Origin of the sequence: Variovorax endophyticus (genome assembly GCF_025376855.1) — a bacterium.
In the GTDB taxonomy this organism is placed as follows: Bacteria; Pseudomonadota; Gammaproteobacteria; order Burkholderiales; family Burkholderiaceae_C; genus Variovorax.
In genome coordinates, this window is sequence record NZ_JAHUTH010000002.1 from 323,139 (window position 1) to 342,752 (window position 19,614).

19 protein-coding genes are annotated in these 19,614 nt (G+C 70.0%); 11 read left to right on the forward strand and 8 right to left on the reverse strand.

The genetic code is table 11. From position 1 onward, the window contains the following. Positions 1-7 precede the first annotated feature (7 nt). The 3 genes from KV106_RS04230 to KV106_RS04240 are packed head-to-tail and all read right to left on the reverse strand — an operon-like array spanning position 8 to position 3,513. On the reverse strand, positions 8-1,093 hold the full coding sequence (locus KV106_RS04230) for an isocitrate/isopropylmalate dehydrogenase family protein (protein ID WP_261206378.1): 1,086 nt from the start codon (positions 1,091-1,093) through the stop codon (positions 8-10). 13 nt (positions 1,094-1,106) lie between these two features. Continuing rightward, complete coding sequence (locus KV106_RS04235) at positions 1,107-2,483, reverse strand: MmgE/PrpD family protein (RefSeq protein ID WP_261206380.1); 1,377 nt, start codon at positions 2,481-2,483, stop codon at positions 1,107-1,109. Positions 2,484-2,535: 52 nt separating this feature from the next. Beyond that, positions 2,536-3,513 (reverse strand): Bug family tripartite tricarboxylate transporter substrate binding protein, encoded by a 978-nt coding sequence (locus tag KV106_RS04240; RefSeq protein WP_261206381.1) that lies wholly within the window; start codon positions 3,511-3,513, stop codon positions 2,536-2,538. A gap of 103 nt (positions 3,514-3,616) precedes the next feature. Here KV106_RS04240 and KV106_RS04245 point away from each other — a divergent pair, with 103 nt between their 5' ends. The 4 genes from KV106_RS04245 to KV106_RS04260 all read left to right on the forward strand — a co-directional run bounded on the left by KV106_RS04245 (position 3,617) and on the right by KV106_RS04260 (position 6,852). Next, positions 3,617-4,564 carry a LysR family transcriptional regulator gene (locus KV106_RS04245; protein WP_261206382.1) on the forward strand — a complete coding sequence of 316 codons (948 nt, stop codon included), beginning with the start codon at positions 3,617-3,619 and terminating at the stop codon, positions 4,562-4,564. Between the two features lie 91 nt (positions 4,565-4,655). After that, the gene (locus KV106_RS04250; protein WP_057591027.1) at positions 4,656-5,477 is read left to right on the forward strand and encodes an alpha/beta fold hydrolase; all 822 of its coding nucleotides are present in this window, start codon (positions 4,656-4,658) and stop codon (positions 5,475-5,477) included. Next, positions 5,474-6,604, forward strand: coding sequence for a PAS domain-containing sensor histidine kinase (locus KV106_RS04255; protein ID WP_057591028.1), 1,131 nt, complete (start codon positions 5,474-5,476; stop codon positions 6,602-6,604). Before KV106_RS04250 ends, KV106_RS04255 begins: the two co-directional genes overlap by 4 nt. Beyond that, positions 6,601-6,852, forward strand: a complete 252-nt coding sequence (locus tag KV106_RS04260) for a hypothetical protein (RefSeq protein WP_057591029.1) — start codon at positions 6,601-6,603, stop codon at positions 6,850-6,852. Before KV106_RS04255 ends, KV106_RS04260 begins: the two co-directional genes overlap by 4 nt. Positions 6,853-6,892: 40 nt before the next feature. Here the strand turns inward: KV106_RS04260 and KV106_RS04265 are convergent, their stop codons facing one another. Continuing rightward, positions 6,893-7,768, reverse strand: a complete 876-nt coding sequence (locus tag KV106_RS04265) for a LysR family transcriptional regulator (RefSeq protein ID WP_057591030.1) — start codon at positions 7,766-7,768, stop codon at positions 6,893-6,895. Positions 7,769-7,844: 76 nt separating this feature from the next. Here KV106_RS04265 and KV106_RS04270 point away from each other — a divergent pair, with 76 nt between their 5' ends. From KV106_RS04270 to KV106_RS04290, 5 genes are read left to right on the forward strand one after another with little or no spacing between them, the layout of a single operon-like run. Beyond that, a complete protein-coding gene (locus KV106_RS04270; protein ID WP_261206389.1) occupies positions 7,845-8,714 on the forward strand; it encodes an HpcH/HpaI aldolase/citrate lyase family protein in 870 nt (289 codons plus the stop codon). A gap of 31 nt (positions 8,715-8,745) precedes the next feature. Further along, the gene (locus tag KV106_RS04275; protein WP_261206391.1) at positions 8,746-9,720 is read left to right on the forward strand and encodes a tripartite tricarboxylate transporter substrate binding protein; all 975 of its coding nucleotides are present in this window, start codon (positions 8,746-8,748) and stop codon (positions 9,718-9,720) included. Positions 9,721-9,728: 8 nt separating this feature from the next. Next, positions 9,729-10,886 carry a CaiB/BaiF CoA transferase family protein gene (locus tag KV106_RS04280; RefSeq protein WP_261206393.1) on the forward strand — a complete coding sequence of 386 codons (1,158 nt, stop codon included), beginning with the start codon at positions 9,729-9,731 and terminating at the stop codon, positions 10,884-10,886. Further along, positions 10,886-11,788 (forward strand): amidohydrolase family protein, encoded by a 903-nt coding sequence (locus KV106_RS04285; RefSeq protein ID WP_261206395.1) that lies wholly within the window; start codon positions 10,886-10,888, stop codon positions 11,786-11,788. The genes KV106_RS04280 and KV106_RS04285 overlap by 1 nt, the downstream gene beginning before the upstream one ends. Continuing rightward, on the forward strand, positions 11,785-12,747 hold the full coding sequence (locus KV106_RS04290) for a Bug family tripartite tricarboxylate transporter substrate binding protein (protein ID WP_261206397.1): 963 nt from the start codon (positions 11,785-11,787) through the stop codon (positions 12,745-12,747). Before KV106_RS04285 ends, KV106_RS04290 begins: the two co-directional genes overlap by 4 nt. 239 nt (positions 12,748-12,986) lie before the next feature. Here KV106_RS04290 and KV106_RS04295 read toward each other — a convergent pair whose 3' ends face one another. Then, positions 12,987-14,516, reverse strand: a complete 1,530-nt coding sequence (locus KV106_RS04295; RefSeq protein WP_057591036.1) for a tripartite tricarboxylate transporter permease — start codon at positions 14,514-14,516, stop codon at positions 12,987-12,989. A 10-nt stretch (positions 14,517-14,526) separates the two neighbouring features. Beyond that, positions 14,527-14,952 carry a tripartite tricarboxylate transporter TctB family protein gene (locus KV106_RS04300; RefSeq protein WP_057591037.1) on the reverse strand — a complete coding sequence of 142 codons (426 nt, stop codon included), beginning with the start codon at positions 14,950-14,952 and terminating at the stop codon, positions 14,527-14,529. 215 nt (positions 14,953-15,167) lie between these two features. Here KV106_RS04300 and KV106_RS04305 point away from each other — a divergent pair, with 215 nt between their 5' ends. Beyond that, complete coding sequence (locus tag KV106_RS04305; protein WP_261206401.1) at positions 15,168-16,355, forward strand: hypothetical protein; 1,188 nt, start codon at positions 15,168-15,170, stop codon at positions 16,353-16,355. Positions 16,356-16,376: 21 nt separating this feature from the next. On the opposite strand, the gene KV106_RS04310 is transcribed toward KV106_RS04305, so the two are convergent. After that, on the reverse strand, positions 16,377-17,192 hold the full coding sequence (locus KV106_RS04310) for an MmyB family transcriptional regulator (RefSeq protein WP_057591039.1): 816 nt from the start codon (positions 17,190-17,192) through the stop codon (positions 16,377-16,379). 302 nt (positions 17,193-17,494) lie between these two features. On the opposite strand from KV106_RS04310, the gene KV106_RS04315 reads away from it, so the two are divergent. After that, on the forward strand, positions 17,495-18,400 hold the full coding sequence (locus tag KV106_RS04315; protein ID WP_261206405.1) for a helix-turn-helix transcriptional regulator: 906 nt from the start codon (positions 17,495-17,497) through the stop codon (positions 18,398-18,400). A 27-nt stretch (positions 18,401-18,427) separates the two neighbouring features. On the opposite strand, the gene KV106_RS04320 is transcribed toward KV106_RS04315, so the two are convergent. After that, a complete protein-coding gene (locus tag KV106_RS04320; protein WP_261206407.1) occupies positions 18,428-19,582 on the reverse strand; it encodes a helix-turn-helix transcriptional regulator in 1,155 nt (384 codons plus the stop codon). Positions 19,583-19,614: the final 32 nt, after the last annotated feature.

A 19,614-nucleotide genomic window follows, 5' to 3' on the forward strand; every position in this document is an offset into this window, starting at 1 on the left:
TTTCCCTTCAAGCACTCAGGTTGCGCAGCACGGCCTGCGTGAACGCCACCGTGTTGCCGCTGCCGCGGATGTCGCCGGTGCGCGCCGCACGATCGGCGAGCGCGGCCGTGGTGGCGCGCGACATCGATGCGGCCATGCGCACCGCGCCCTCGTTACCGCGGCTGTGGCCCAGCCAGTCGAACAGCATGCGCGTCGACTCGATCATCGCGTAGGGATTGGCGATGCCCTGCCCCGCGATGTCGGGCGCCGAGCCGTGCGTGGCCTGCGCCATCGCGATGTCGCCGTCGCCGATGCACAACCCCGGCGCCATGCCCAGGCCACCGACCAGGCCGGCCGCCTCGTCCGACAGGATGTCGCCGAACATGTTGGTCGTGACCACCACGTCGAAGCTCTGCGGATCGCGCACCAGCCGCATCGCGAAGGTGTCGACGATCACGTCGTCGACGCGCACGTCGGGGTACTCCTCGGCGAGCTTCCTGCACTCCTCGACGAACATGCCGCAGCCGAGCTTGAACACGGTGTCCTTGTGCACATAGGTCAGGTGCTTGCGGCGCTGGCGCGCGAGTTCGAAGGCCGCGCGCGCCACGCGCCGGCTGCCGGTGCGGGTGATCACGCGCACCGAGAGCGTGACCTCGTCGTTGGGCCGGAACTCGCCCGAGCCCGCGACCATGTTGCGGTCGGGCTGGAAGCCTTCGTTGTTCTCGCGCACGATCACCAGGTCGACACCGTCGTGCAGGCAGCCGATGTCCGGGTACGAGCGGGTGGGCCGCACGTTGGCGAACAGGTTGAAGGTCTTGCGCAGGATCGGATGCGGGTTGATCGCGTTCGGTCCCTTGGGATAGGCGCGGTGGCCGATGGGCCCGAGGAGCCAGCCGTCGAGCGTGCGCAGGGTCTCGAGCGTGCCGGGCGGCAGGGTGTGGCCGTGGGTCTGCAGTGCGCGCGCGCCGATCGGCAGCCGATGCCAGTCGATGGCCACGCCGTGCAGCTCGGCGGCCGCGCGCGCGATGTCGACCGAGGCGGGCACGATCTCGTGGCCGATGTCGTCGCCGTCGAGGATGCCGATGCGAAGCGATGGAATGCTCTGGTTCGTCATGCCTGCCTCCCGTTCAAGCCGAAGGCGCGGTCAACGCGGTCAGCGTGCGCAGGTCGGACAGCGCGGCCAGCGTGCGGCACACCTCGGTGATCCGGCCCGAGCGCTGTGCGCCGAGCAGCGGCACCGCGAGCGCGTCGAACTTGGCCTCGAGCTGCGCATCGGACAGCGGGTTGTGCATCGAGCCGATCGCATGATCGACCCGCACCTCGACGCGCCGGCCGTCGCGCAGCAGCGCGCTCACGTGCACCGACTCCTCCGCGATGCCGTCGTCGACCACCGCCTGCACCCGGTTGCGCAGCGCGATCACGCGCGGGTCGTTGACCACCGCGTCCGAGAACTCCTCCTCGCCCGCGCGGCCGTGGATCAGGCCCACGGCGCAGCCGTGGTAGACGCTGAACTTGCCCTGCAGGCCGTCCTTCGGCTCCTTCTTGCCCGTGAGCTCGAGCACCAGCGAATGCACGCGCAGCTCGATGCGCTCCACGTCCTCGGGCGCGATGCCCTGCGCGCGCAGCCGCACGCAGGCGTCGATGCTCGGATGGATCACGATGCCGCAGGCGAAGGGCTTGTAGGTGTTGAAGGAGATCTCGAAGCGCTCGCCAAGCTCGTCGGTGACCTCGTGCCAGGCCCGCTTGTCGGAAGCCACCTGCACGAAGCCGCGCGGCGCCTCGAGCGCGCGCTCGCTGGCCGTGAAACCCTGGCTCGCGAGCAGCGCCGACATCAGGCCCGCGCGCGCCGCGGCGCCCGGATGGAAGGGCTTGGTCATGGTGCCGAACTGCTCGCGCAGGCCCACGGGCTGCGAGGCCGCGATGCCGATCGCCATCGCCGTGCGGTGTTCATCGAGCCCCAGCAGCCGCGCGCAACCCGCGGCCGCGCCGAGCATGCCGGTCGAGCCCGTGATGTGCCAGCCGCGGTCGTAGTGGTCGGGGTACATGGTGTTGCCGATGCGGCAGGCCACGTCGATGCCCAGCACCAGCGCGTCGATCAGCTGGCGACCCGAGGCCCCGCGGTGCTCGCCGAGCGCCAGCAGCGCCGAGGCCACCGGGCCGGCCGGATGGATGATGGTCTTCAGGTGCGTGTCGTCGAAATCGAAGGTGTGCGAGGTGATGCCATTGACGAGCGCTGCGCTCGCCATGTCGACCTTGTCGGCGCGGCCCGGCACGCTGGCCTGCGGCGCCGGCTCGAGCAGGCGCACGGCGGCGATCGCGGCCTCGGCCGCCTCGTGGCGCGCGGCGCCGATGGCGCAGCCGAGCCAGTTGTAGAAGGTGCGGTGCGCTTCGCGCTCGACCGCGTCGCTCCAGCCGCGCGACGGATGCGTGGCGACGAAGCGGGCCAGGATGGCGGTGACGGGAGGGGCCGAGGTGTCGGCGGAAACGTGCGTGTTGCGGGCCACTGGAGTTCTTGCTGGTTGCGTTGAAAAAGGGAAAGGGGGAAGCCGGCCGGGCCTACTCGTCGAGCTGGATGTTCCGGGCCTTGGCGAGCGCGGTCCAGCGCGCGATCTCCGAGCCGATGTACTTGCCGAACTGGTCGGGCGTCATCGGCCAGGGCTCGACCGCCTCGCTGGCGAGCTTCTCGGCCAGGTCGGGCGCCTTGAGCACCGCGACCTGGGTCTCGTTGAGGCGGCGCACCACGTCGGCCGGCATGCCCGCGGGGCCGACCGAGCCGTACCACTGCATCGCGTCGAAGCCCTTGAAGCCGACCTCGTCCATGGTCGGCACGTCCTTGAGCTGCGCGCTGCGCTTGCTGCCGGTGACGGCCAGCGCGCGCATGCGGCCCGAGCGCAGGTGCGGCAGCGCCGCCGCGAGCCCCGGGAACATGGCCTGGGTCTGGCCGCCGAGCACGTCGTTGATGGCCGGCGCGATGCCGCGGTACGGCACGTGCACCATGACCGCGCCGGTCTCCTGCTTGAACAGCTCCATCGTCATGTGCGTGAGCGAGCCCGCGCCGGCCGAGCCGTAGCTCACCTTGCCGGGGTTGCGCTTCACGTAGTCGACGAACTCGGCCACCGTCTTGGCGGGCACGTCGGCATTGATGGCCAGCACGTTGGGCGTGGCGCCGATCATGCCGATCGGCGTGAAATCCTTGATCGCGTTGTAGCTCACGCGGCGCGTCGCGGGCGTGGTGCCGTGGGTCGCGACATAGCCCTGCATCAGCGTGTAGCCGTCGGCCGCGGCGCGCGCCGTGTTCTGGCAGGCCACGACGCCGCCGCCGCCGCTCTGGTTGTCGATCACGAAGGGCTGGCCCAGCGCGCGGCCCCAGCGTTCGGCGACCACGCGGGCGATCATGTCGTTGCCGCCGCCGGCGGCGACCGGCACGATGTAGCGGATCGGCTTGCTCGGAAAGTCCTGCGCGATCGCGAAGCGGGGCATCGCGATGGTGGCCGAGGCCGCGGAAGCGGTCAGCAGCAGTTGGCGGCGTTGCATGTCGGTGTCTCCTTGTTCTGCCGCGCATCTTCTGCCTGGGCGTCATTGCAGTAAATTGCAAGTTTTTGGGGGTTTATTGCATGAACTGCATGAGTGATCCGAAATGCTGAAGCCCTCCCTGGCCGACCTGCGCGCCTTCGTCACCGTGGGCGAGCTGCAGAGCTTCGCCGCGGCGGCACGCACCCTGCACCTGTCGCAGCCCGCGCTGTCGCGGCGCATCTCGCACCTCGAGGAGCTGCTGGGCGTGCGCCTGTTCGACCGCACCACGCGCAGCGTCGAGCTCACGCTGCTGGGCCGGCGCTTCCTCGGCCAGATCCGCGGCCTGGTCGACGACCTCGACCGCTCGGTGCTGAGCCTGCGCGACGCGGCCGAGCTCGAGGCCGGCGACGTCACCATCGGCTGCGTGCTGTCGACCGTGCACCACTTCATGCCGCCGGTGATCCAGGCCTTCCGCGCGCGCCATCCGCACGTGCTGGTGCGCATCATCGAGGAGGGCGCCGACGAGGTGCTTGCCAGCGTGAAGCAGGGCGAGGCCGATTTCGCGCTCAACTACATCGGCATGCAGGACCCCGAGGTGGAGTTCACGCCGCTGCTCAAGGAACCCTACGTGCTGGCCTGCCCCGCGGACCATCCGCTGGCGCGGCGCAAGTCCGTGGGCTGGGAGGAGCTCGCCCAGTACCCGCATGCGCGGGTCTCGCAGGCCAGCCGCAACCGCCTGTTCATCGACCAGGCCCTGGCCGAGCTGCCGCCGCTGCCACGGCCGGTCTGCGAGGTGCGCCATGTCTCCACGCTGATCGGCATGGTCGAGAACGGCCTCGGCGTGGCCGTGGTGCCGCAGCTCACGCTGCCGCGCAAGCCGGCCGCGGTGGTCGGGGTGCGGCTGGAACGGCCCGAGATCGGGCGCACCATCGGCGTGATACGGCGCGCGGGGCGCAGCCTGTCGCCGGCGGCGGCGGCTTTCCTGGAGATGCTGGCGCTGGCTAGCCGCTCGAGCGTGAAGCCGGCCAAGGCGGCGAAGGCCCGGTCGCCGCAACGCAGCCGCCGGCCTTGAACGAGCGGCTGGCGTTCACCGAATCAGCGCAAAATGGATACTTCCTGCTACTCCTCCTCGCCTCTTCGCCTCAGGCCGCCCTGAGCCTTCCATGAACGTCCACCATCGAAACAACATCCGGATCCAGGGCTCCGGACCGACGGCCATCGTCTTCGCCCACGGATTCGGGTGCGACCAGAACATGTGGCGACTCATGGCGCCACGGTTCGCGGACCGCTACAAGGTGGTGACCTTCGACCTGGTGGGCGCCGGCAAGTCGGACCTCGATGCCTACGACACCGCGAAGTATTCGAGCCTCCAGGGCTACGCCGACGACCTGCTCGAGGTCGTCCGCGACGTGGCGGCGAGCCCGGCGATCTTCGTGGGCCACTCCGTCAGCGGCATGATCGGCCTGCTCGCCGACCTGAAGTCGCCCGGCACCTTCGCGGCGCAGGTGATGATCGGCCCGTCGCCGTGCTACATCGACGATGGCGACTACGTGGGCGGCTTCGCGCGCGAGGACATCGACTCGCTGCTGGACACGCTCGACAGCAACTACCTCGGCTGGGCGAGCAGCATGGCGCCCGCCATCATGGGCGTGCCCGAGCGCCCCGAGCTCGGCGAAGAACTCGCGGCCAGCTTCTGCCGCACCGACCCCGACATCGCCAAGCAGTTCGCCAAGGTCACCTTCCTGTCCGACAACCGCGAGGACCTGGGGAAGCTGCGCACGCCCACGCTCATCGTCCAGTCGTCCGAGGACCTGATCGCGCCGCTCGTCGTCGGCGAGTACATCCACCGGGTCCTGCCCCACAGCACCCTGCGCGTCGTCGAGAACGTCGGCCACTGCCCTCACCTGAGCGCGCCGGGCGCGTGCTGCGACGCGATCGAGGCCTTCCTCGCCGCGCTGCCGCGTGCGTCGGCGCGAGCCGGATGACGCAGGCCATCCCCGACCTCGCCAGCCTCTTCGACGAGGCACCGTGCGGCCTGCTCGTGACGACGCTCGACGGCACGATCGTCAAGGCCAACGGCACCTTCTGCGACTGGATCGGCATCCCTCGCGACGAACTCGTCGGCGCGAAGCGACTGCAGGACCTGTTCACCATGGGCGGCCGGATCTTCCATCAAACGCACTGGGCGCCTTCGCTGCAGATGCAGGGATCGCTGGCCGAAGTGAAGTTCGACCTGCGCCATCGCGACGGGCGGACCATCCCCATGATCCTCAACGCCCACCGGCGCCAGCGGCCCGAAGGCGAGTTCGACGAGATCGCGGCCTTCGCCGCCGAGGACCGCAGCCGCTACGAACGCGAGCTGATGGGTGCCAGGCGCAAGGCCGACGCGCTGCTCGAAGCCGAGCGCGAGACGCGCAGCCTGATGCGGGACCGGGCGCTGTTCGCCGAGCAGATGGTCGGCATCGTGAGCCACGACCTGCGCAATCCGCTGTCGGCCATCCTGATGGGGGTCCAGATGCTCGAGCATGTCGAGGGCGAGCGCCGTACCCGCATCCTGGGGCACGTGCGGCACTCGGCCGACCGGGCACGGCGGCTCATCGAGGAGCTGCTGGACTTCACCCAGGCACGCGTCGGCAAGGGCCTTACCGTCAACCTCCGGTCGATCGACCTGCACGAGGTGGTCGACGGCGCGCTGGCGGAGTTGCGCCTGGCCTACCCGGGCCGGACGATCGAGTACATGCCCGAAGGCGACAGTGCCTGCGTGGCGGACGCCGACCGGCTGGCGCAGCTGATCGGCAACCTCGTTAGCAACGCGGCCGCCTACGGCCAGGTCGACACGCCCGTGTTCGTCCGTTCGGGCGTGGCCGGCGCCACGGCCGAGATCGTGGTGCGCAATCTCGGCGCGCCCATTCCCGAGGCGATGCTGGCCGACATGTTCGAACCCATGGTCCGCGGCGAGACCGGCAGCAACACCGTGCGCAGCGTGGGGCTGGGCCTCTTCATCGTCCGCGAGATCGCGCGCGCCCATGGCGGCGACATGAGCGTGACGTCGACGCTGGCCGATGGCACTTCGTTCGGCCTGCGCTTTCCCGCGCAGGCCGAAGCGCCATGATCGCCAGAGTCATCGCGAACCTGTCGTGGGCCGCGCTGGGCTTTGCCATGCTGGCCGGCGTCTTCGCCGCCTTCGGGGCGCTGCTCCACCTGCTCGCGCTCGCCAACGGCCTGCTGCGCGGCTTCCGGCACGACGACGCCGCCGATGACCGCCGCCACGCGACGCACATGCTGGCGGCCGCCGGCATCTGCGCGCTGATCGCCGCTGCCGTGGGCGGTCTCGTGCTTCTCATCGCGTCGTTCCAGTGAACGAGGCTTTGGCTTCGCGTGGAACGCGGGCGCCCGACAATCACCGGGCATCAACCAGTGTGCCGGCGGCCTCGACCAGGGCTCGTATCAGCCTCTCGCGCGGCGACGCACGCTGCCAGAGCACGCCGAAGCGCCGCGGCTCGGATGCCAGCGGCAACGGCAGCTTGGCCACGCGCTGGCCGTCCAGCAGCGGAGAAGCGATGTCCGGCACCACGGACACTCCCAACCCACGGTCCACCATCATCGCAATGGCAAGCAACGAGCTGAGCTCGAAGCGCTCCTGCGGCACGATGCCGGCGTCCCGCAGGTAGCGGTCGGCCTGCTTTCCTCCGCCCAGGCTGCGGTCGTAGCGAATCAGGGGCGAGCTGCGCAGCAGCGCGTGCGGGTCCTTGCGCGCCAGCCGCGCGGGCACCAGCAGCACCAGCGGTTCCTCGCGCAGCAGATGCCAGTCGAAGGTCTTGGCCAGCGCGAACGGAGGGTGCAGGCAGACCGCCGCGTCCAGTTCGCCCTGCTGGATACCCTTGTACAAGGTGGCCGTCGTGCCCGAGCGCAGGAACACCTGCACGCCAGGATGCTGCTGGACGAAGGCCGCCAGGATGTCCGGCAGCATGCTGTGCAACGCCGTGTTGATGGTGCCGATGACGAGTTCGCCGCCCGTGTCCTCGCTGGCCAGCACGGCCTTGATGGCACCGACCTCGCGCAGCAACGCCCGCGCGCGGTGCAGCAGCTTGTGGCCGGCTTCGGTGGGCTGCACGGTGCGGCCGGCGCGGGCCATCAACGGCGCGCCCAGCGAACGCTCCAGCGCGCGGATCTGCTGCGTCACGGCCGCGGGCGTCAGGTCGAGCCGGCGGGCGGCCTCGGACACCGAGCCCGACTCCACGACCAGCAGAAAGCTCTCCAGGTATCCGGTTTCCATGAAATCACATTTTCTATCGTTTGATCATAGAGTACCTATGTACTTCTAACTTCACGTGGCGCACACACTGCGCCCCATGAGAAGCAAACTGTTTGTTCCGGCCTCGCGTCCCGAGCTGTTTTCCAAGGCCCTTGCCAGCGCAGCCGACGGCCTGTGCTTCGACCTGGAAGACGCCGTCGTGCCCACCCGCAAGGCCGAGGCGCGCGACCGGCTGGCCGCTTTCCTGCGCAGCGGCGGCCTGGCCGGCGCGCGTCAGAAGATCATCGTGCGCATCAACGCCGCGAGCACGCCGCACTTCGCGGACGACATCCGGGCCGTTGCGCAGGCCGGCGTCGACGTGGTCAACCTGCCCAAGCCGCGCAGCGTCGATGATGTGCGCGCTGCCGCAGCCGCGTTGCAACAGGCCGAGCAGACGAATGGCGTGCTGGCCCCCATCGGCCTGTTGCTGAACATAGAGGAGCCCGTTGCCCTGCGCCTGGCGGCCGAGCTGGCCGCCGCCTCGCCGCGCGTCGTGGGCTTGCAGATGGGCCTGGGCGACATGTTCGAGCCGCTGGGAATGGCCCGGCGCGACGCGATCTCGGTGCAGGCCACGATGTTCGCGCTGCGCATGGCGGCCGGCGAGGCGGGCGTGTACGCCTACGACAGCGCCTTCGCCGACATCGCCGATGCGGCCGGCTACCGCGCCGAGGCCGAACTGGCGCGGCGCATGGGCTTTCTCGGCAAGACCTGCATCCATCCCAGCCAGGTCGCCATCGCCAACGACGTGTTCCGCCCCACGGACGCCGAGATCGCGCATGCCCGCAAGGTGCTGCAGGCTGCCCGCGAGGCCGATGCCAGCGGCACCGGCGCGTACGTGGTCGACGGGAAGATGGTCGATGCGCCCTTCGTCGCCCGGGCCGAGCAGATCGTCGCCAGCGCCCGCGCGCTGGACCTGCCGGCCGGCTGAGCAAGCCATTTCAACTCCAGGAGACACACACATGATCCAGCGCTTGCTGCCGCGCGCCGGTGCGCTCGCCGCCCTGGCCCTGCTGTCCGCGACGGCGTTCGCCCAGGCCGGCTACCCGTCCAGGACGATCACCATCGTCGTGCCCTATCCGGCCGGCGGTTCCAACGACACATTCGCGCGCCAGATCGCCAAGGAGCTCGGCGACGAGCTCAAGCAGCCGGTCATCATCGACAACCGTCCCGGCGCCAGCGGCAACACCGGCACCGGCCAGGTCGGCAAGGCCGCACCCGATGGCTACACCCTGGTCGCGGTGTCGTCCAGCATGACGACCAACGCGGCCATCCAGCCCAGGCTGCCGTACGACCCGATCAAGAGCTTCGCACCCGTGGCCATGTTCGCCCGGGGCCCGTTCATCGTCGCGGTCAACAACGAGTTCCCGGCCCGGACACCGGCCGAGCTGATCGCCGCCATCAAGGCCAGGCCCGGCCAGTACAACTACGCCTCGTCGGGCACCGGCAGCGTGAACCAGTTCGGCACCGAGCTGCTGAAGTCCCTGGTGCCCGGCATGGCCATCACGCACATCCCGTACAAGGGCATGGGCCCGGCCGTGACCGACCTCGTGGGCAACCAGACCCAGCTGCTGATCTCCAGCGGCCCTTCGCTGCTGCCCATGGTGCGAAGCGGCAAGCTGCGCGCCATCGGTATCACGAGTGCGAAGCCCAGCCCGATCGCACCCGACCTCACGCCGATCGCCACGGCCGTGCCCGGCTACGACTTCGAACTCTGGTGGGGCTTGCTGGCGCCAGCCGGTACGCCGCCCGAGATCGTGGACAAGCTCAATGCGACGGTCAACAAGATCCTGGCCAAGCCGGCCCTGGCGGGCAATTTCCTCAAGGAAGGCGCCATCGCCACCCCGCTGTCGGTGCCGCAGTTCACCGCGCTCATCGCCACCGATGTGGAGCGCTGGAAGAAGCTGGCCCAGCAGCAGAACATCACCGCCGAGTGAGATCCGCCATGGCAACCCAATCCTTCGTGGAGCGGCACGGCCCGCGAGGCCCCTTGAGCGGCGTGCGCGTGCTCGATCTCAGTGCCTACATCGCGGGCCCCTACGGCTGCGCGCTGCTGGCCGACCAGGGCGCCGAAGTCATCAAGATCGAACCGCCCGCGGGCGACAACCTGCGCAAGTATCCTTCGACGCTGGAGGCCGAGAGCCGCGCCTTCGTCGGCGTCAACCGCAGCAAGCTCGGCGTGGTGCTGGACCTGAAGGATCCGGCCGACCAGGCGGCGCTGCTGGACTTGGTTCGCGAGGCCGACGTGCTGGTGCACAACTTCCGGCCCGGCGTGCCCGAGCGCCTGGGCATCGGCCATGCGCAGCTGCAGGCCGTCAATCCGCGCCTGATCTATTGCAATGTGACCGGGTATGGCGAGACCGGGCCGCTCAAGCAGAAGGCTGGCTACGACCAGGTGCTCCAGACCATGACCGGCATGTGCGCCTTGCAGGGCAAGCGCGGCGAGCCGCCCGAGATCCTGTATGGCTCGGTGGTGGACTACTACGCGGCCTCGCTGGTCGCGGCCGGTGTCGCTTCGGCGCTGTACGAGCGCGAGAAAAGCGGCCAGGGCCAGTTCGTGGGCGTCTCCTTGCTGCGCGCGGCCATGGCCATGCAGTCGGCGCGGCTGGTCTGGGCCGAGGGCGAACCCAGGGACGTGGGGCGCGACATGCGCTCGGGCGGCATCACCGGAATCCATCCCACGCGCGAGGGCCACATCTACATCTCGGCCAACACCCCGCACTTCTGGCAGGCGCTGTGCGAGAAGATCGGCTTGCCCGAACTGGCCCGCGACGAGCGCTACGACAGCGTGCGCAAGCGCGCCCGGCACCATGCCGACATCGTGCCCAGGCTGCATGCCGCACTGGCAGCGCGCAGCGCGCTCGAATGGGAAGAGCTGTTCGGCGAGGAAGTGCCCTGCGCGGCGGCCCGCACGGTGGAGGACATGTTCGATCACCCCCAGGTGCTGGCCGAGGACATGGTGACCCGCTTCGAGCACCCGACCCTGGGCAGCTACCGCGGCTTCACGCGGCCCGTCGCCTACGGCCGCACGCCCGGCCCCGAACCGTTCGCCGCGCCCACGCTGGGCCAGCACAACGACCGGGTGCGCGCGCGGCCCCGCTGATGCACGCCGGATCGATCGTTCCCAACAGCGCCGGAACACGGCGGCCCCGGACATCGGCGCCGGCTCTGGCCTGCGACGCGCACATGCACGTCTACGACGGACGCTTCGCTGCCGTGGCCGTGCCACGGGCCATGGTGGACGACGCCACGGCCGATGACTACCGGCTGCTGCGGGCCCGCACGGGCACGCAGCGCACGGTCGTCGTGCAGCCGCGCGCGCACGGCACCGACAACGCCACCACGCTCGCGGCGATCCGCGCGCTGGGGCCGGACCGGACACGCGGCGTGGCCGTTCTCGCGCCGGAAGCCACGGATGCGGAACTCGAACGCCTGCACGCGGGCGGCATCCGCGGCATCCGCTTCAGCCTTCACACGGCGACCCACGCCGCCACGCGCTTCGATGCGGTCGAGACGCTGGCGCATCGCGTGGTCGGGTTGGGCTGGCATCTGCAACTGCACTGGACCGCCGAGCAGGTGGTCGCGCATGCGGATCTGCTGCGGCGGCTGCCGTGCACGCTGGTGTTCGATCATCTGGGCCGGCTGCCCTTGCCCGCCGGCACGGCGCACCCGGCCTTCGCGGTCCTGCGAGGGCTGTGCGCCGGCGGCAGGGCCTGGATCAAGTTGTCGGGGGCCTACCTCGACTCCACCGTGGGTGCAGCAGGCGGCTACCGCGACACCGATGCCGTCGCGCAGGCCTGGCTGGCCGAACGACCCGACCGCCTGGTCTGGGGCAGCGACTGGCCCCATCCCACCGAGGCGCCGGCCAAGCCCGACGACGCCGACCTGTTCGACTTGCTGGCGCGCTGGGTCCCGGACGAGGCCGCGCGCCATCGCGTGCTGGTCGCCAACCCGGCGGCCCTCTACGACTTTCCAACAACCGACTCCGACGAGACAACACCGTGAACAAGACCCTTCTGCGCGGCATCGCCGCCATCTCCACGTGCCTGCCGTTGCTGGCGGGGGCATCGGACTGGCCGGCGCGGCCGGTACGCATGGTCGTACCGTACGCCGCGGGCGGCGGTGCGGACAACACGGCCCGCATCGTCGGCCAGCGCCTGAGCGCATTGCTGGGCCAGCCCATCCTGATCGACAACAAGCCGGGCGCTGGCGGCGCGATCGGCGCGGACAACGTGGCCAAGGCACCGGCCGACGGATACACCGTGCTCTACGACGCCTCGGCTTTCGGCGTGAACGGCGCGTTGCGCAAGCTGCCCTACGACCCGGCGAAGGACTTCATTCCGGTGTCGCTGGTGGCCACGGCGCCGCAGATCCTGGTGGTGGGTGCGGGCGCGCCGTACCAGAACCTCGCCGAACTGATCGCCGCCGCGAAGAAGGCACCGCGCAAGTTGACCTACGCTTCGGCCGGCGCCGGCACGGGGTCGCACCTGGCCGCGGAGATGTTCAACGACCAGGCAAGGATCGAGACCGTGCACGTGCCCTACAAGGGCGGTGCGCCGGCACTGACCGATGTGATGGGCGGGCAGGTCGACCTGTACTTCGGCAACGCGGCATCGACCTTGCCGTCCCTCACCGGCGGCAAGCTGCGCGCGCTGGCCGTCACCTCGCGCAAGCGCGTACAAGGCCTGGACGCGGTGCCCACGCTGCGCGAGAGCGGCATGCCCGACTACGAGGTGCTGGAATGGAATGGCGTCTTCCTGCCGAAGAACACGCCCGCCGACATCGTGGCCAAGCTCGCCAAGGCCACGCGCGAGGCCGTCGCCGATCCGGTCGTGCGCGAAAGGCTGCTGAAGGCCGGCCTGGAACCGGTGGGCAACACGCCCGAGGAGTTCGCCAGCTTCGTGAAGGCCGAGAGCACCCGCTGGCAAGCGGTCTTCAAGGCACGCAACATCACGCTGGACTGAGCGCCGTACTGCACGATCGGCGCTCGCCGAGACGGTTCCCGGCCGATCCCGTCTTCGCCTGCACATCTCCCAGTTCATCGAGCCGGCGAAGCTCCTCGGTCCCCTCCCGCGAAAATGAAAACGCCCGATGAAATTCATCGGGCGTCCATCGCCGGCTTCAACGGACCGGCTCCGTGTCCTTCCCAGGCCTCAGCCCGTGAACGACGGCTCAGCGCGAGCTTGCCAGGCGCAACCGCCCCTCAAGCCCCATGCGCCTCGCTCGCCGGCACCACCGCCGCCCCCGCGCGCCGCGCCTTCTGGATCGAGCGCACGAAGGCCACGAGCTGCCACACCACGAACACGCCGATCAGGCCCAGCAGCGTGGCGCTGATCGGGCGGTTCACGAACACGCCGAAGCTGCCGCGGCTGATCAGCATGGCGCGCCGGAAGTTCTCCTCCAGCATCGGCCCGAGGATGAAGCCCAGCATCAGCGGCGCGGCATCCAGCTCCAATCGCATGAAGGCATAGCCGAGGCAGCCGAACACGGCGGTGATGAAGATGTCGTCGAGGCTGTTGTTGACGCTGTAGGTGCCGATGCAGCAGAAGAACAGGATCGACGGGAACAGCACGGCATACGGGATCTTGAACACCGACAGCCAGTAGCGCACCAGCGGCACGTTGAGCGCGAGCAGGAAGCAGTTGCCCACCCACATGCTGGCCACCAGGCCCCAGAACAGGTCGGGGTGGCTGGCGATCATGTTCGGACCGGGCTGGATGCCCTTGATCACGAACGCGGCCAGCATCAGCGCCATCACCGGGTTCTCGGGGATGCCGATGCTCATCAGCGGGATGAAGCTGGTGCGCGCGGCGGCTTCGTCGGCCGCGGCCTGGCCGGCCACGCCCTCGATGCAGCCGGTACCGATCTCGTGCTTGTACTTGCTGACCTTCTTGTCGATGGCATAGGCCGCGAACTGGGCGATCGAGGGACCGCCGCCGGGCAGGATGCCCAGGAACGAACCGATGGCACCGCCGCGCAGCGCGCTCGGGATGATCCGCTTGAACTCGGCCCAGGTCGGGATCAGGTTGATCTTGCCGTTGAAGGGCGAGCGCTCCTCGCGCGCGTCGAGGTTCTTGGTGATCTCGGCGATGCCGAAGCAGCCCAGCGCGATGCTCACCAGGCCCACGCCGTCGGCGAGGAAGGGCAGGTCCATGGTGTAGCGCTGCATGCCGCTGTTGACGTCCGTGCCGATCTGGCCGAGCAGCACGCCGATGAAGCACATCGCGAGGCCGTTGAGCAGGCTGCCGGTGGTCACGAAGCTCACGCAGACGAAGCCCACGAGCATCATCGAGCAGTAGTCGGCCGGGCCGAACAGGAAGGCCACCTCGCCGAGCATCGGGGCCATCCAGGCCAGCACCACGATCGCGATCGTGCCGCCCACGAAGCTCGAGAAGCCCGCCGTGAACAGCGCCAGGCCGGTCTGGCCCTTGAGCGTCATCGCGTACCCGTCGATACAGGCCACGATGCTGCTGGCATGCGGGATCTTCATCGTGATCGCGCTCACGCTGTCGCCGTACTGGGCGCCGTAGTAGATGCCGGCCAGCATGATCAGCGCGCCGCCGGTGGGGATCGAGTAGGTCAGCGGCAGCAGCAGGCTGATGGTGGCCAGCGGGCCCAGGCCCGGCAGCAGGCCCACCAGGGTGCCCACGGTACAGCCGATGGCGCAGAACAGCAGGTTCTGCATCGTGAGCGCGTGCGAGAAACCGAACGCGAGATTGTTCAAGACTTCCATGGCTTCGTCCTCAGAGCAGGGGCAGGTTCAGGCCCAGCAGCTTCTGGAGCGCGAAAGCCATCGCGACCAGGCCGAGGGAGATCTTGACGTTGCGCACCCACGAGTACGAGAGGCCGGCAGCCGTCGAGGCGAACACCATGAACACGATGCCCGCGACCATGTTGATGTGCTCCGAGATCAGCGCGAAGCCGCAGAGGCTGCCGATCACGATGCCGATGTTGCGCAGGTTGAGCTCCATCGGCTGGCGCGCGACGAAGCGCGAGCGGATCACGGTGGCCACGCCGATCAGGCCGAGCAGGATGCTGACGATGAACGGGAACATGCCCGGGCCCGCGCGCGAGAAGTCGCCGATGGGGTAGTTGCGCGCGGCGGTGATGCCGAACAGGAGGGAAATGGCGATGAGGAAGAGCCCTCTGCCTAGGTTGCGGTCGTTCATGTCTGTCTCTGTGGGCGTGCCTGCGCAGCGCGCTTGCGGCCTGTTGTGATGGAGGCAGGGATGCTCGGCGTCGGCGGCTGACCGAAAACTGACACGCAGGCCTCGGGAACTACGTACGGCCGACTACGCCGCAGGTAATCGACGGCCCGCGCCGACGCGGCGAGGATGCGCGCCTTGCGCTTCTTCTACGCGTTTACCCGAATACCGGAGTCCGCTTGAATCCAACCCGAACCACCGCCCCGATCCGCCCCGCCTGGCTGCTGCTGGCCGGCGCGGTCCACGTTGCCGCTCTCGCGCAGACCGCGACCGTGACTGCACCGCCCTCTCCCCTGGCCGCGAGCGCGCCCGATGCCTGCCGGCTGATGCCGCGCGCCGACATCGAGGCGCTGTTCCCCGGGCGCCCGGTCACCGACAAGGGCCCGACCTTGAGCCCCCTGAGCCGCGGCCCGCAGTACGCCGAGGGCTGCACCTACGTGGTGCGCCTGCCGAGCCCGACCTCGAAGACCGATGTCGCGCGTTTCGCGAACCTGACCGTGATCCGCTGGGGCGACTCGCCCGTGGTCGGCCGCGGCACGGCCCGGGACAGCTTCGCCTCGATCCGCACCACGCGCGAACGCGTGGCCGCCGATCCCAAGGTCAGCCTGCGCATCGAGTCGCTGGCCGATGTGGGCGAGGAGGCCTTCATCGAGACCAGCACGCACCGGGTCGCGGTCTATGCGCGCAAGGGCGACCTGATCGTTTCGGCCAGCCTCGATCCCTACTCGAGCCAGACGCCCGGCAACGCGGGCGCGCTCGCGCGCCAGGCGTTGTCGCGCTGGCAACCGGGCACCGGCATGGTGGCGGCCGCGGCGCCGATCGCCACCCAGGCGGCGGTGGCGGTACCGGCCGACACGCGCGTGTCGCAGACCGCGCCCGCCGACCAGTGGCCCGATGCCTGCGCGCTGATGACGACCGAGGACGTGAAGGCCGTGTTCCCCGACATGACGATCGCGGCGCCGGTGCAGTTCAAGGGAAAGATCACGCACGAGTCGCGCGAGAACCGCATCGAGGAGATTCCCAGGCCGATCGGCTGCCTCTACAACCTGCGCCGCACCGACATCGTCGACGGCAAGCGCGTGACCGTCTCGCACCAGGTGCAGATGAGCGTGCGCAACCTCGCGTCGACGCCCGCGTTCTCGCAGCGCTACTTCGAGGTCTCGCGCAAGGTGGGCGAACCCAAGACGCCGGTGGCGGGCCTCGGCGACGAGGCCTTCATCGACATCCTCAACCGCCTCCAGATCCGCAAGGGCCTGCTGAGCGTGGAGGTGCGCGTGGGCGGCGGCGAACGCGACGCGGCGCTGCACGCGGTGGCGCGCGAACGCGTCCACGCGCTGGCCGCGCGCGTGGCGGCGAAGCTGCCCTGAGGCCGCGCCGGCGTCACGCCCTCAGCAACAGGCCTCCGCTTCGGCATCGGCGTCGCTCATCACCTCGCGCGTGTGCGCATCGGCCGCGAACCACAGCTCGATGCGCAGCGACGAGGAGTTGATGTCCTGCGGAATGCCGAAGGCACTCTGGAAGGTGGAGAAGCTCAGCACGCCCAGCGGCGTGTCGAAGCTGAGGTTGAGGCTCGGCGTGGCGAGCCCCAGCGAGGGCACCTCGGGCAGCCGGCCGTAGCGCCGGTGCAGCGACTCGGCCAGCCTATCGACACGCGGGCGCAGCGACGGGCGCAGCCAGCTCTCGGTCTGCAACTGCGCGAGCAGGCTGGCACCGACCTGCGCCGCGTTGCGCGAATGGCTCAGCAGGCCGTCGTCGTGCGCCACGCAGTCGATCATGTCCAGGCCCTCGAACCTGTGGCCGATGGCCTCGCAGTAGGCCGGCATCACGACCGTGCAGAGCCATTGGCCCGCGCAGTTGGTCGCGAGCATCTTCCAGTCGGGATCGAACACCAGGCCCGGCAGCGGGTTGTGCAGCTGCACCATGCGTTGCAGCGCGGCCTCGTTGGCGTCGGTCATGCCGATCCACGACGCGCCCTCCTCGCTGGCGACGGTGGTGAAGCCGCCGAGCGACAGCGCCGCGTTGCGCAGCGAGGTCGGCGCCTCGACCTCGTTCATCCAGGCCAGCAGCAGGTCGCGGCTCGGCGCGGCGCGGCCGGTCTCGAGGAAGCTGACGTGCCGCTGGGAGACGCCCAGGCGCAGCGACAGGTCGAGTTGGGAGATGTTCTTGCTCGCCCTCGTATGGCGCAGCAGCAGAGGCAGGCTCATGGGATCGGAATCCAGGGATCGAAAAGCCCGCCATTGGACCTGAACGAGGGGCGAAACGCTTCGTCGCGAACGCAACAAACATGCGTAATCCGGGTAACAGGCGGTAGCGCCCTTGCACATCGTGCACGGCCATTATCTGGAAGGTTATCGACGCCCTCCAGCCACGGCGGCAACATGCCCTTCGCACCGGTGCCAGAGGACTCTCGCGCACGGGTCGCAGCGCCGGTCCGGCGTTCCCCGGGCCGCACGCTCGCCGCGCGACATGCGCGGCCTCCAGCCTCCTCGTCCACCGCATCGAACCCTTGCCCGCCGCCCATGTCTTCCTGCCGTACCGACGCAGCGCGCGCTCGTCCGAGCTGCCGCAGCCGAGCGCCGAAGCGCCACTGTCCGCCATGCCATCGGGAGGCCCGCCGGTGCGCTTCGTGACGGATGGTCCGATGCCGCAGGCCATCGATGGCGGCGACGACGATCCGCTGCGGCGCATGCGCCCGATGCTGCAGGCGCTGGGCTTCCAGTGGTTCGCCTACGGCACCGTGGCGCTGGCGCAGGGCCGGTGGCGGCCCTCGAGCTTCTTCACCGGCCATGCCAATCCCCGCTGGACCGAACGCTATTTCTCGCAGCAATACCAGGAGGTGGATCCGCGCGTCGAGGCCGCGCAGCGCAGTGCCGGCCCCTGGGTGTGGGACCGCGACAGCCTGGCGCGCCAGTGGCCGCCCGAGGACACCCGCTTCGCGCTGCACGAACGCTTTCTCGACGACCTGCGCGCCAGCGGCATCGGCAGCGGCGTGCTGTTCCGCCTGCCGGCGCCGCCGCTGTCGGTGCCGCTCGGCGAACACACGCTGGTGAGCCTGCAGTCGGAGCGCACGGACAGCGCATGGATCGGCGCGGGCATCGTCGCGCTGGCCCGCATGCTGGCCGAGGACTTCCACCGGCGCGTGCAGTCCTGCGGCCTTGCGTCGGCGCCGGCCGTGGACCGGCCCGGCGACATCGGCAGCGCTTCGAGGATGCTCAGCGCGATGCAGCTGCGCATCCTCGAGGAACTGCGGCAGGGCCGCGGCGACAAGGAGATCGCGCACCGGCTGCAGATGTCGGGCCATGCGGTCGACTACCACCTGCGGCAGCTGCGCGCGCGCTTCAAGGTGCGCAACCGCGTGCAGCTCGTGAACGCGGCCGCGCGCGCGATGCCGCCGGGCATGCCGGCCGCCTGAGCGCGATGCGCGCGAGGCCTTTCGGCCTCACTCCTGCGGAAAGCTCGCCACCAGCAATCGCACCAGCTCGGCCTGCCGCTGCACGCCCAGCTTGGCGAAGATCTGCTTGAGGTACTGCCGCGCGGTGCCCGCCGACAATGCCATCTGCACGGCCGCGCCGGCCAGGTCCTCGCCCTTGCCGAGCAGCACGGCCAGTTCGGCCTCGCGCGCGGTGAGCCCGTAGGCCTCGACCAGCCGGGCCGCGGCGATGGTGCCGTCGGTGCCGGCGTTGTGCACCATCACCGCGACGCGCGCGCTGCCGAACTCGGCCTGCGCCGAGAGGCTGGCCGCCGGCACGATCGACAGGATCAGCGGCCGCAGCGGCAGCGCGCGCCGGATGGTGACCGGCAGGCCCTGCGCCGCCACCGCGCCATCGCTGAGCGCCGCGCGGCGCGACTCGGGCGCGAGTTCGGCCGCGAGCCGCACCGCCTGCTGCAGCCGGCGGTCCTCCGCGCCGTCGCGCGCGCGCAGGCCTTCGCGGTCGGCGCGCAAACCGCAACCGGGCTGCGCCAGCAGCGCGCTCGCGCTGCGGTTGAGGAACACCACGCGGCCCGCGGCATCGAGCAGCACCACCGCCTGCGGCGCCAGGTTCAGCATGTCGTGCGCCGCATCGACGCTGGCGCGCGTGCGCTGCCGCAGTTGCGCATGCAGCTGCTCGATGGTTCGCAGGTGCGGCACCAGCGCCTGGATCGAGGCCAGCTCGTCCTCGCGGAAATCGTGGCCCGACTCGAGCGAGCGGCAATAGCTGAGGCCGCGCCAGCCGTCGTGCTCGCGCCAGTACGACACCGCGGCCAGGCCACCGTTGAGCGGCCGCAGCACCTCCTGGTAGAGCTCGGTGCTGGCCATCGCCCGCCGGCTCAGGAAGGTGGAGGTGCGCACCGGCAGGCCCGAGGCCGTGAGCCGGACCAGCGACTCGTGGTCGGCCATCGTGAGCCACTGGCCGAGCTCGCGTTCCTCGACCTGGCCGAACTGCGTGCAGGCGCGCCACTCGGTGTCGCCGTCGTGCATGCTCGTCATCACCACGTGCTCGGCGCCGATGCACTCGCGCAGCACGTTGAGGTCGATGCCGCCGGCACCCGGCGCCGCCACCTCGGCATACAGCCGCCGGACCGCGTCGGCCAGCGCCGTGGATTCCAGACCCATGTTCCCTCCTGTTCGGGAGTAGCGCGCGCGGG

Coding starts and splice junctions, on each gene's coding strand:
- KV106_RS04230 (WP_261206378.1), bottom strand. CDS start 1,093: ATGACGAACCAGAGCATTCCATCGCTTCGCATCGGCATCCTCGACGGC.
- KV106_RS04320 (WP_261206407.1), bottom strand. CDS start 19,582: ATGGGTCTGGAATCCACGGCGCTGGCCGACGCGGTCCGGCGGCTGTAT.
- KV106_RS04300 (WP_057591037.1), bottom strand. CDS start 14,952: ATGAACGACCGCAACCTAGGCAGAGGGCTCTTCCTCATCGCCATTTCC.
- KV106_RS04295 (WP_057591036.1), bottom strand. CDS start 14,516: ATGGAAGTCTTGAACAATCTCGCGTTCGGTTTCTCGCACGCGCTCACG.
- KV106_RS04285 (WP_261206395.1), top strand. CDS start 10,886: ATGCACGCCGGATCGATCGTTCCCAACAGCGCCGGAACACGGCGGCCC.
- KV106_RS04270 (WP_261206389.1), top strand. CDS start 7,845: ATGAGAAGCAAACTGTTTGTTCCGGCCTCGCGTCCCGAGCTGTTTTCC.
- KV106_RS04310 (WP_057591039.1), bottom strand. CDS start 17,192: ATGAGCCTGCCTCTGCTGCTGCGCCATACGAGGGCGAGCAAGAACATC.
- KV106_RS04255 (WP_057591028.1), top strand. CDS start 5,474: ATGACGCAGGCCATCCCCGACCTCGCCAGCCTCTTCGACGAGGCACCG.
- KV106_RS04240 (WP_261206381.1), bottom strand. CDS start 3,513: ATGCAACGCCGCCAACTGCTGCTGACCGCTTCCGCGGCCTCGGCCACC.
- KV106_RS04265 (WP_057591030.1), bottom strand. CDS start 7,768: ATGGAAACCGGATACCTGGAGAGCTTTCTGCTGGTCGTGGAGTCGGGC.
- KV106_RS04245 (WP_261206382.1), top strand. CDS start 3,617: ATGCTGAAGCCCTCCCTGGCCGACCTGCGCGCCTTCGTCACCGTGGGC.
- KV106_RS04250 (WP_057591027.1), top strand. CDS start 4,656: ATGAACGTCCACCATCGAAACAACATCCGGATCCAGGGCTCCGGACCG.
- KV106_RS04275 (WP_261206391.1), top strand. CDS start 8,746: ATGATCCAGCGCTTGCTGCCGCGCGCCGGTGCGCTCGCCGCCCTGGCC.
- KV106_RS04280 (WP_261206393.1), top strand. CDS start 9,729: ATGGCAACCCAATCCTTCGTGGAGCGGCACGGCCCGCGAGGCCCCTTG.
- KV106_RS04260 (WP_057591029.1), top strand. CDS start 6,601: ATGATCGCCAGAGTCATCGCGAACCTGTCGTGGGCCGCGCTGGGCTTT.